The sequence below is a fragment of the Rhodococcus sp. IEGM 1379 genome, from assembly GCF_030056815.1.
Lineage (GTDB): Bacteria > Actinomycetota > Actinomycetes > Mycobacteriales > Mycobacteriaceae > Rhodococcus_F.
Genome location: NZ_JASHKR010000117.1, coordinates 1 through 10,934 on the forward strand (window position 1 = coordinate 1; position 10,934 = coordinate 10,934).

Genomic DNA, 10,934 nt, shown 5'->3' on the forward strand with positions numbered 1-10,934 from the left:
GTAGCGGTGACCGGACTTGAACCGGCGACGCAACGATTATGAGTCGTTTGCTCTACCAACTGAGCTACACCGCCTCGGTGTCGAGTGTCGCGTGTAAGCACGGCACCCCAATCCAGCGAGCCCCCTAACGGAATCGAACCGTTGACCTTTTCCTTACCATGGAAACGCTCTACCGACTGAGCTAAGGGGGCGTGGCCTCTGGAGTGCGTTTCCGCTCTCTTGAAGCCTCCGAAAGATTACACAGAAACAGTCGTCAGCACCAAATCGGCTGGTCAACGCGGCAAAATTGGTGCCGGAGCCCATTGTTGCACCGATTGGCGCGTATGGCGAGGCCTATCTGCGAACTGGGATGACGCGAAAACCCCGCAGATAGACCCGCGATTCCACCCCGGAAGGTCGCACCGCCGCCAAGATGCCCTCCTGGCAGGTAACCGAGTGGTTCCAGGATCAATACCCACCGCAGAGAGTTCCCTGGGCCGCATCTGCCCCTCCTGGAACGACAGGGAGAGTGCAATCCGCCGGCTGCAGACACAGGTCGGTAGATCAACCGTTTGCACGAACCAACCTGCAGATACAAAAAAGTCAGCCCCGATCTTCTGATTCGAAGATCGGGGCTGACTCTGTGTGGCAGATGTAGGATTCGAACCTACGTAGGCATACGCCGACGGATTTACAGTCCGCTCCCATTGGCCGCTCGGGCAATCTGCCATGCTGCACCAGGGTCCTGATCCGATGCTCTCGCAAGTATATCGCGACGCGCAGCGGCCAAGAACGACTTCCTTGGTGCGGTGAGAAGAATACAACGAACCCACCCCCATTTAGCAAACCGGGTGGTAACAGGCGGTGCGGAACCGATACCGTCGACGTATCCACCGGTATGGAAGGTGGATGCAACACGATGTTCGTGAATTACCGGGAAGCGGGAGTGTGAAGTGGCTGATTCGTCCTTCGACGTGGTGAGCAAAGTAGACCGTCAAGAGGTAGACAACGCCTTGCATCAAGCTGCCAAGGAGTTGACCACGCGTTTCGACTTCCGAAACACCGGTGCGTCAATCGATTGGTCGGGTGAAGAGACGATCACGTTGAACGCCGATACCGAGGAGCGTCTGCTGGCCGCACTCGAGGTGTTCAAGGAAAAGTTGATTCGCCGTGACATCTCTCTGAAGGCGTTCGATGCCGGCGAGCCGGCCCAGTCCGGAAAGATCTACAAGTTGTCCGGGACGTTGGTCCAGGGCATTACCAGCGAGAATGCGAAGAAAATCACCAAGAAGATCCGTGACGAGGGCCCTAAGGGCGTCAAAGCGCAGATCCAGGGTGAAGAGCTCCGCGTGAGCAGCAAGAAGCGTGACGACCTCCAGGCCGTCATGACTCTCCTCCGCGGTGAGGACTTCGGAATCGCACTGCAGTTCGTGAACTACAGGTAGGCGCTGCGCGCCCTGTGTGCCTTTTTGGTAGTCCGTACTACCAAAAAGGCACACAAGGGGCCGCAGGGTCCCGATATCTGTACAGGGGCCCGTGGGCCCCTACATCCCCGCCATCTTCTCCAGACGCTCGATCCGATCGGCCATCGGCGGATGCGTCGAGAACAGCTTGCTCATCTTCTCCCCCGCCCGAAACGGGTTTGCGATCATAAGATGCGACTGAGCTGCCAATTGCGGCTCCGGAGGCAATGGGGCGGCCGCAACGCCGGCCTCCAGCTTCCGCAATGCCGAAGCGAGCGCCAACGGGTCTCCGGTGAGCTCAGCTCCCGATTGATCAGCCTGATACTCCCGTGAGCGGGAGACCGCGAGTTTGACCACCGTCGCCGCTATCGGCCCCAGCAGGGCGACGAGTAGCAGCGCGATCGGGTTGGATCCCTGTCCGTTTCCCCGACCGCCGAACATGCTGGCGTACATCGCGAAGTTGGCGAGACCTGAAATCACGGCGGCCATCGCGCCGGCCACGGATGAGATCAGAATGTCTCGGTTGTAGACGTGTGAAAGTTCGTGACCGAGTACGGCTCGCAACTCACGCTCGTTCAACAGCGCCATGATTCCGCTGGTCACACACACAGCGGCATGTCGCGGATTACGGCCCGTAGCGAAGGCATTGGGCGCGTTTGTGGGGCTGAGGTAGAGGCTTGGCATCGGCTGATGTGCCGTCGTCGCCAATTCACGCACGATGCGATAGATCGCCGGCGCTTCGACCTCGGTGATGGGCACAGCATGCATCGCACGCAGTGCCAGCTTGGCGCTGTTGAAGTAGACGTAGGCATTCATTCCTACGGCAAAAACGATTGACCCCAACAAGATGGTCGAGTTACCGAACAACGATCCGACGAACACGATCAGGGCAGACATGCCGACCAACAGCCCGAAAGTCTTGGCTCCGTTTGCGTAGCCGTGCACAGCGCTCACCTCTTTACCCGTCCGAGCTCAGAACTCGCCTGAAACCTATCGGTGTTTCAACCGACTTGCTCAGTCAACGAAGGGCAGTGGTGTGCAGGTTCCCTGTGGCAACAGCACGATCCGCTATGCGTCAGCCAACTCGTTCGACGGTGTAGTCGATCAGGCGTACGAGCGCGACATTTGCCGGGCCTTGCGGCAATTCTGCGAGCTGCGTCTTCGCTGCGATGACGTACTCACCCAACTTCGCCTTCGCCTTTGCCATTCCCGGCGAACGATCGAGCAGGGCTAGAGCTTCTTCGACGTCGGCATCCTCGGTGACCGGCCCGGCGAGCAGTTCACGCAAACGGTCGGCATCGGCGCCTTCCTCCTGGAATGCGTAGAGCACCGGGAGCGTATGGACACCTTCACGGAGGTCGGTACCGGGCGTTTTACCCGACTGCTCAGCGTCGGACGAGATGTCGATGATGTCGTCCGCGATCTGAAATGCGGTGCCGACTGCGTCACCCAAACGCTCGAGGCGTTCGATATGCGCTGCATCGGAACCGGAGAACGTGCCGCCAAATCGACCGGAAGCGGCGATCAACGAACCAGTTTTCTCCCACACGACCTTGAGGTAGTGCTCGATCGGATCTTGCTCTTGACGAGCACCGATCGTCTCGCGCATCTGGCCTGTGACCAGCTCCGCGAAGGTCTCGGCGATGATCCGCACGGCTTCGGGGCCGAGTGTCGAGACCAACCGCGACGCATGAGCGAACAGGTAGTCACCGGCCAGAATGGCGACGCTGTTACCCCAGCGCGCATTGGCACTCGGAGCTCCACGACGCATTGCTGCCTCGTCCATGACGTCGTCGTGATAGAGCGTCGCGAGGTGCACAAGTTCAGTGACCGTGGCTGCTGTCACGACGGACGGATCGGTCGGGTTGGGGCCGAGTTGCGCCGTCAGAATCGTGAACAGCGGCCGGAAACGCTTCCCGCCGGCGCGCGCGAGATGCAGCGCAGCTTCGGTGAGGAAGTCCTCCCCGTCGGACAGCTCGCTGACCAACAACTCTTCGACATCGGAGAGTCCACTACGGATTACTGCAGCAAGCTCGTCGTTGCCCAGGTCGATTCCTGCAACGACGGTGCTCACTGCTGTTGCGTCGGCAGCAGTCTTTTCGGTGCTCACGATGTCAGTACCCATTCCTGTCGTCAGTGACGGCTCGGTTCCCACGGTAGTGAACCTAGCGCCTCGCTCACCGAACGGCCTCGCCACGGTCGTGAACATGAGCCTGGGAAGATGTGAGTGTGTCCGGAGAAGAGCAGTCCCCCGCCGTGAATTCGCAGCCGACCGAAACCGACATTGTGGTCATCGGTGCTGGTCCAGCGGGATCTTCGGCCGCAGCCTGGGCCGCACGCAGTGGCCGCAACGTCGTTCTGGTCGACGCTGCCGTGTTCCCTCGAGACAAGACATGTGGTGATGGACTCACTCCGCGCGCCGTCGCCGAACTCGATCTACTAGGGCTGGGCGAGTGGGTTAGGTCACATACCACCAACCGTGGGCTCCGTCTGTCAGGTTTCGGTCAGGAACTGGAATTGGAATGGCCCGGGACATCCTTCCCATCGATCGGGAGCGCTGTCCCCCGCACCGAAATGGATGACCGTATCCGCCGGTGCGCGATCGAATCGGGTGCGGTGATGATCGAGGGCACCAAGGCCGTCGACGTCGAACGTGACGGCGATCGGGTGACCGGCGTCGTCCTGTCGGGCCCCTCGGGCAGCAGCACTCTGCGGTGCCGAACCCTGATCGTCGCCGACGGCGTTCGCTCGACGCTCGGCAAGAAACTGGGTCGCGAATGGCATCGGGACACCGCGTACGGCGTTGCAGCCCGCGCGTATGTCGGAACACCCCGTAGCGCGGATCCGTGGATCACCTCGCATCTGGAACTCCGCGACGGAGCCGGCACCATCCAGGCCGGCTACGGCTGGATCTTTCCGCTGGGGACAGGCGAGGTGAACATCGGCGTCGGCACCCTGGCGACAGCCAAGCGACCGGCCTCCGGAGCACTCCGCCCGCTCCTCGATCTGTACACGGAGCAGCGTCGCAGCGAATGGTCCTGGAACAGTGAAATCCATTCCGTCGCTTCAGCTTTGCTACCCATGGGCGGCGCGGTTTCGAACATCGCCGGACGCAACTGGGCAATCATCGGCGATGCCGCTGCATGCGTGAATCCACTCAACGGTGAGGGCATCGACTACGGCCTCGAAGGCGGACGGTTGATAGTCGAACACCTCGGTGCCGACGATCTGACCGAGTTATGGCCGAGCGTTCTTCGTGAGCACTACGGGCAGGCATTCTCGGTGGCGCGGCGCCTTGCCGGACTACTCACCGTCCCGCAGTTCCTACCGGCGTCCGGACCCATCGCGATGCGCTCGAAGGCTCTGATGACCATCGCGGTGCGGGTGATGGGCAACCTCGTCACCGACGCCGACGCCGACTTGACGGCGCGAGCATGGCGGGCGTCGGGAGCCGCATCCCGAAGGATCGACTCCCGACCGCTCTTCGGCTGACTACCGCGTTGCGTAATGCAGCGCTACGACGCCACCGGTGAGGTTCCGCCATTTGACGTTCTTCCAGCCGGCAGCCTCGATCTTGCGGGCCAGTTCTTCCTGCGTCGGCCAGGCCCGAATGGATTCGGCGAGGTAGACGTAGGCGTCCGGGTTGCTGCTCACGGCGCGCGCGACCTGCGGAAGTGCCTTCATCAGGTATTCCATGTAGACCGTGCGGAACGGGCTGAACACGGGGGTCGAGAACTCGCTGACAACGAGGCGTCCGCCAGGCTTGGTGACACGGGCGATTTCGCGCAGGCCGGCTTCGAAGTCTGAGACGTTGCGCAGGCCGAAGGAAATGGTCGCGGCATCGAACACGTCGTCGGCGTAGGGAAGATTCATGGCGTCGCCGGCCACCATCGGCACGTTGCGTGCGTGCCCGGCCTTCAGCATCCCCTTGGAGAAGTCGGTGGCGACGCACCACGCTCCGGATCGTCCCAGTTCGACTGTCGAGACTCCGGTACCGGCCGCGAGGTCGAGCACCTTCTCACCCGGCTTCAGGTCCAGAGCCTCGCGGGTGGCTTTGCGCCACCCTTTGTCCTGGCCGAAGGACAGCACGGTGTTGGTGAGGTCGTATCGTTCCGCGACATCATCGAACATCGACGCGACTTCGCGCGGCTGTTTGTCGAGAGTTGCCCGGGTTCCGTGTGTAGTGGCCACACCGGAAACGCTACCAACCTTCATGTTGCGAAGGTGTTCAGGCCGCTCGGGCACTCGTGCGCCACCCCTGACCCGCCACGTCGTCGTAGTGACGCAGCAGCTCGTCACAGATGGCGGGCCAGGTTCGGTGCAACACCGAACGCCGGGCAGCGGTCCCGAATGCTGCTCGTAGATCCCGCTGACGCAACGCGTCGACTGCACTCGGAAGGAGGTCGGTAAACCTGCCGACCGGGAGCAAATAGCCGTTGCGGCAATTCGAGATCAGATCACGTGGCCCACCGGCATCAGGCCCGATGACGGGCACGCCGCTCGCGAGGGCTTCCTGGACCGCTTGGCAGAAGGTCTCGTGTTCGCCGGGATGGACAAATACGTCCAGGCTCGCATAGGCGTCGGCCAAGGCAGTCCCGCCGAGTTGCCCGGTAAAGATGGCGTCAGGCATCAACGTATGCAAACGGTCTCGGTCCGGCCCGTCGCCGACAACAACGAGTTGTAGACTGCGATCTCCGGCCAACGTGGCCAACCGTTCGACGTGTTTCTCGGGTGCCAACCGTCCGACAAATCCGATGACCAGTCGGTCTGCGTCGCCAATCCAGGCCCGGCGCAGTTCCGCGCTACGACGCGACGGTACAAATCTCTGGGCGTCGACGCCCCTGGCCCACTTGTGGACGCGGGGAATGCCGTGTTCTGCGAGGGCGTCGACAGCCGCGGTCGACGGTGCAAGGGTCCGGTTGCAGCTCTTGTGTATTTGCCGGGTCCACGCCCACGCGGCGCGGCTGGCGATGCCCAGCCCGTAGCTTTCGGCGAAGCCCGCGACATCGGTCTGGTAGACCGCGACGGTAGGCACCTGGAGACGTTTCGCAATGCCCACTCCCCCGGCTCCCAGCAGGAAGGGCGACGCGAGGTGCATGACATCCGGTGTAAAGTCACGGACCGCCGCAACCAGCCGTGGCCCCGGCAATCCGACCGGCAGTGAACTGACTTTGGGAACCATGACGGCGGGCACTCGAATAACCTGCACGCCTTCGTGTTCGGTTGGCGCAGATGGTTCTGATCCAACGGTGTCGGGCGCAATGACCAGGGCGTCGTGGCCCGCCCGATCGAGATGTTCGAGCACGCGCAGTACCGAGTTGGTGACGCCGTTCATGTTGGGCAGGAAGGACTCCGCAACGATGGCTACTCTCACACCGATTACGGTGACAGGACCGGGAAAAGTCCACGCCGTGTTCGTGTGAAAAGCAAGCTAATTCGAGGTGTCAGGCTTCGAAATACGGGTCGCGCTTTCTCGTTTGCGCAGGTACCAGATCATCGGTCCGGCCAGCAGCCACGTCACGACGATGACCGATCCGGCGGGGACCATGGCGACGGACGCATTGCGTCCGGCTACTCGCACCAGGTCGGGGTCACTCTTCGCGTACTCGACCTCGATACGCTGTCCCACAGTCAGATTGGTGGGATAGAGGACACCGAGTGGCGGGTTTCGGTTTGCACCGTCCGGGGTGACGAAGCTGATTGCGGAGCGCAGCGAACCGGCCGAGAGTACCTCGGCCGTTGCCGTACCCATGTCGGCTTCGATGGTCCGGTCGTTGCGCCACGCGCCGAGGATAAGTACGACCGCGAGAACCGAGATACCAATCGCCACAACCAGAATTCCGATGCGGAAGCGACGGAGAACAGCTTCTGTCACAGCTGCGCTCGCACGGATGCATGAAGCTCGCGCAGGCCACTGCGGTCGGTCGGCACTTCGAGAACTCGGATACCGCCGGCGGGTTGCGCCAACGCCGCCGCAAGTCCGTCGACGCCCACGGCTGTATGCGGAACCCGGTAGGCCGCACACAGTGCCGCCAGATCCATACCGTGAGGCGTTCCGAAAACTCGCTCGAAAACGCCGGCGTACTGCGGGTCGCCCTGTTCTAGGAGTTCGAAGATGCCGCCGCCGTCGTCGTTGGCGACCACGATCGTGAGGTCCTGCGGCCTCGGCTCACCCGTCCCGATCAGGAGGCCGGATGCATCGTGGAGGAACGTCAGGTCGCCCATCAGCGCGACGGTGCGTCCCTCGTCGTACGCCAGGGCAGCGCCGACGGCCGCGGAGACGGTGCCGTCGATGCCGGCGACACCGCGGTTGGAGAGGACACGAACCGTCGGCTTGGGGTAACTCACGAGAGCTGCGTCCCGAACCGGGTTGGAGGCACCGAGCAACAGCTGGTCACCGTCCGTGAGCGCACCCATCACCGCTGCGGCAACGTGCAGGCCCGTGGCCTTGGGATGCGCGTCGAGTTGCTTGCGGACAGCGGCGTCGGCGTGATCGGTCAACGAAATGCATCGCTTGATCCACGCGGGGTCGGGAGATCCGCTGACAACCGCTCTGGTTCCGGTCGCGAGCACGTTGCCGGAGACGTCGGGCCAGCGCGGGCCGGTGGTCAGTGCATACACGTCGACGCTCGGATCCGCCAGAACTTTGGACACCTGACGATGCAGGGTGGGGCGGCCGGTGATGATGGCCTGCTTCGGCTTGAGCTGGGACAGCGCGAGCGGATGGAGGGGGATTCCGTGCATCGGCGCGGTGGGTTCGGCGACGGTCGGCAATCCCGCAAGTTCCGGGCGCAGCGCGCTTCCGTGTCCGGAGATGACGACGGTATCGGCGGTGAGATCCAGGTCGACGGGAACGTCGAGCGTTGCGTTCTGCGTGGTAGTCCAGGCTGCTCCGCCGGGGCGGCCTTCCGGAACGGGGCCCTGCAGGTGAACGTCCGGGACCAACGGCTCGCGCAGCGGTATGTCGAAGTGGACGGGTCCGGCATTGCCGGATCGAGTGCCACGCGCAGCGGCGAGGACCCGGCACACTGCCGAGCGCCACTGACTGTTCTGTGTCTGACTGTTATGGGTCGAATCGTCTTCGGCCAGTCCCAAACTGATGGTTGCGCGCACCTGACTGCCGAACAATCCGAGCTGCTCGACGGTCTGGTTGGCTCCGGTTCCGAGCATTTCGTACGGACGATTGGCACTCAGCACCACCAAGGGGACTCGGGCGTAGTTCGCTTCGAGAACCGCGGGTCCGAGGTTGGCAACAGCCGTACCGGAGGTCATCACGATGGGCACCGGACGCTTGCCGGCAATCGCCAAGCCGAGCGCCAAGAAGCCTGCCGTCCGCTCATCGATCCGCAAATGCAGACGCAGCCGTCCCTCGAGGTCTGCGGCCTGCAGAGCAAATGCAAGAGGTGCGTTGCGAGAGCCTGGACAGAGCACGACTTCACGCACGCCACCACGGACCAGTTCGTCGACGACGGCTGTGGCTTGTGCTGTGGACGGATTCACGCTTCAAGAGTGTCAGATGTGGGAGTGTTCGCGTCTGAGGGGGTTGAATGTGTGAGTGCGCACACTCTTTGACCCCGCCGATACCGAACCACGACGGTTCTACCAGTTACTCACGGCATCGGTAGTCCCTCGGCCCATCGCGTGGGTGTCGACGCTCTCGTCCGACGGCGTCGGCAATCTGGCTCCCTACAGCTTCTTCACCGTCGCGAGTTCTACCCCGCCGATCGTGCAGTTCACATCGGTAGGCCGCAAGGACAGTCTGCGCAACATCGAAGCGACCGGCGAGTTCGTGATCAATCTGGCGACGGCGTCGTTGCAGGATGCAGTCAACGACAGTTCGGCGTTCTACGACGCCGATGCCGATGAATTTCTCGAACTCGACATCAGGAGCGAGCCGAGCGAGCGGGTACGTCCGGTTCGGGTGGCGGATTCCCCGATTGCCATCGAATGCACGCTTCACCAGGTGATCGAGGTGGGTAATTCGTTTGTGGTGATGGGGAATGTGGTCGCGGTTGTAGTGAAATCGGAAGCGCTCGGCGACGACGGTCTGCCCGATTTCGGCGTGGTGGCGCCGATGAGCCGTTTGGGCCGGGCGGAGTGGGGTCTGCCGCCTGAGGTGACCGTCAAGGAACGCCCCCGAACTCCCCGAACGACCTAACTTAAGTTAGGGTTGCCTGACCTATTGTCGTTGATCGGGGTACCTAGCCATGGCCAAGCGCTCGAAATTCGTGAAACCTGCGACCCGCAGTGTCGCGACTGTAGAAGTCGTGGCAAACAAACGAATCAGCCCCACCTTCATCCGAATCACGATCGCCGGCGAAGAACTCTCCACCATCACGCCCATGGGTGCCGATCAGTGGTTCCGCATCTTCATTCCCCAGGCCGGTCACGGCGAACTGCGACTACCGAGTGCGGCAAGTGCTCTCTGGTACGCCCAGTACCTCCGCATACCCAAGGACGTCCGGCCAATTCTTCGCGCCTACACGGTCCGCGCCTATCGAGCGGCCGGCGCGGGACTTTTCGGAGAAACTCCCGAAATCGACATCGATTTTGCATTCCACGGCGATATCGGACCGGCCTCGGCCTGGGCTGAGAATGCTGCGTCGGGCGACAAGGTCGGCGTCCTGGACGAGGGGCTCATCTACAACCCCGGGCCCGACGCCACTTGGCAACTGTTGGTCGGCGACGAGAGCGCACTGCCCGCGATCCTCGGAATCCTCGATTTCGCCCCCACCGATCTGCGCGCCGAGGTCTTCATCGAGATTCCGCACCTCGACGACAAGCAGGAGCATCCTGAACTAGCGGGCGTCAACGTCCACTGGCTCGTCCGCGACGATCCACAGGCCAAGCCTGGCACCCTCGCGCTCGAGACAGTCCGGGCAGCCGAGCTGCCAACGGGGCCGTCATACACCTTTGTCGGCGGCGAGCAGGCCCTGACAACCGGCTTGCGACGCCACCTCGTCAATGACCGAAATTTTGCGAAACAAGACATCTCATTCACGGGCTTCTGGCGCGTCGGCCACGCTGCCAACTAACGCACAAGAGCGGCCGGGGAGTCAAAACTCCCCGGCCGCTCTTGTCTTGCGAAAAAACTTAGGCAGCGTGCTTCTGGATCAGATCGCCCAGCCGCGGCAGAGCGGCCGTCACGTGCTTCTTGGCCGAACCGCGCAGCTTCGAGTACATCGACTTGACGACGGCCTTGTCGCTGCCGTCGATACGCTCGTCCGTCACCTCGAGGAGGGAGTCAGCAACTGCGTCGCCGCGAGCGGTGATGAACTCGGCGAAGCTGGCACCGCCCGAAGCGGAGAATTCCTGCCAGTACGGCTCGAGCTTCGATACGAAGGCCGGCAGAAGTGCGGTGACCGCGTCCGGAACGATGGACGGGCTCACCTTCTTGACTGCGCCGTAGCCACCCTTGAGAGCTAGCCCTGAGGCCCCCGACTTATCCGAAACCTCTGCGTCGATCAAGGTCTGCACGTCCGCGACGACCGC

Annotated in this window: 11 protein-coding genes and 3 tRNA genes; 4 read left to right on the forward strand and 10 right to left on the reverse strand. The window is 62.5% G+C overall.

The window, feature by feature from the left end:
* Nucleotide 1 precedes the first annotated feature (1 nt).
* The 3 genes from QM600_RS27560 to QM600_RS27570 form a co-directional block, all read right to left on the reverse strand.
* Nucleotides 2-74, reverse strand: a tRNA-Met gene (locus tag QM600_RS27560).
* A 44-nt stretch (nt 75-118) separates the two neighbouring features.
* A tRNA-Thr gene (locus QM600_RS27565) sits at nt 119-191 on the reverse strand.
* 434 nt (nt 192-625) lie between these two features.
* Nucleotides 626-708, reverse strand: a tRNA-Tyr gene (locus QM600_RS27570).
* A gap of 224 nt (nt 709-932) precedes the next feature.
* Here QM600_RS27570 and QM600_RS27575 point away from each other — a divergent pair.
* Nucleotides 933-1,424: a YajQ family cyclic di-GMP-binding protein gene (locus tag QM600_RS27575; protein WP_283264943.1), complete on the forward strand. Its 492-nt coding sequence runs from the start codon at nt 933-935 to the stop codon at nt 1,422-1,424.
* Between the two features lie 99 nt (nt 1,425-1,523).
* Here QM600_RS27575 and htpX read toward each other — a convergent pair whose 3' ends face one another.
* Both htpX and QM600_RS27585 read right to left on the reverse strand, forming a co-directional pair.
* A complete protein-coding gene (gene htpX / locus QM600_RS27580) occupies nt 1,524-2,387 on the reverse strand; it encodes a zinc metalloprotease HtpX (protein WP_283264944.1) in 864 nt (287 codons plus the stop codon).
* Nucleotides 2,388-2,517: 130 nt separating this feature from the next.
* Nucleotides 2,518-3,567, reverse strand: coding sequence for a polyprenyl synthetase family protein (locus QM600_RS27585; RefSeq protein ID WP_283264952.1), 1,050 nt, complete (start codon nt 3,565-3,567; stop codon nt 2,518-2,520).
* A gap of 104 nt (nt 3,568-3,671) precedes the next feature.
* Here QM600_RS27585 and QM600_RS27590 point away from each other — a divergent pair, with 104 nt between their 5' ends.
* Complete coding sequence (locus QM600_RS27590) at nt 3,672-4,934, forward strand: geranylgeranyl reductase family protein (RefSeq protein ID WP_283264953.1); 1,263 nt, start codon at nt 3,672-3,674, stop codon at nt 4,932-4,934.
* Here QM600_RS27590 and QM600_RS27595 read toward each other — a convergent pair whose 3' ends face one another.
* From QM600_RS27595 to menD, 4 genes are read right to left on the reverse strand one after another with little or no spacing between them, the layout of a single operon-like run.
* Complete coding sequence (locus QM600_RS27595; protein ID WP_283264945.1) at nt 4,935-5,657, reverse strand: demethylmenaquinone methyltransferase; 723 nt, start codon at nt 5,655-5,657, stop codon at nt 4,935-4,937. It abuts the gene before it with no gap.
* A gap of 13 nt (nt 5,658-5,670) precedes the next feature.
* Nucleotides 5,671-6,816 carry a glycosyltransferase family 4 protein gene (locus tag QM600_RS27600; protein WP_283264946.1) on the reverse strand — a complete coding sequence of 382 codons (1,146 nt, stop codon included), beginning with the start codon at nt 6,814-6,816 and terminating at the stop codon, nt 5,671-5,673.
* A 57-nt stretch (nt 6,817-6,873) separates the two neighbouring features.
* Nucleotides 6,874-7,317 carry a DUF3592 domain-containing protein gene (locus QM600_RS27605; protein WP_283264947.1) on the reverse strand — a complete coding sequence of 148 codons (444 nt, stop codon included), beginning with the start codon at nt 7,315-7,317 and terminating at the stop codon, nt 6,874-6,876.
* Entirely contained in the window at nt 7,314-8,942 is a 1,629-nt protein-coding gene (gene menD / locus QM600_RS27610) for a 2-succinyl-5-enolpyruvyl-6-hydroxy-3-cyclohexene-1-carboxylic-acid synthase (protein ID WP_283264948.1), read from the reverse strand. The genes QM600_RS27605 and menD overlap by 4 nt, the downstream gene beginning before the upstream one ends.
* Before the next feature lie 55 nt (nt 8,943-8,997).
* Here menD and QM600_RS27615 point away from each other — a divergent pair, with 55 nt between their 5' ends.
* On the forward strand, nt 8,998-9,600 hold the full coding sequence (locus tag QM600_RS27615; protein WP_283264949.1) for a flavin reductase family protein: 603 nt from the start codon (nt 8,998-9,000) through the stop codon (nt 9,598-9,600).
* A 49-nt stretch (nt 9,601-9,649) separates the two neighbouring features.
* Nucleotides 9,650-10,477, forward strand: a complete 828-nt coding sequence (locus tag QM600_RS27620) for a siderophore-interacting protein (RefSeq protein WP_283264950.1) — start codon at nt 9,650-9,652, stop codon at nt 10,475-10,477.
* Nucleotides 10,478-10,535: 58 nt separating this feature from the next.
* Here the strand turns inward: QM600_RS27620 and QM600_RS27625 are convergent.
* The coding region (locus QM600_RS27625) for a DUF6918 family protein (RefSeq protein ID WP_283264951.1) at nt 10,536-10,934 on the reverse strand (399 nt) is incomplete at its 5' end.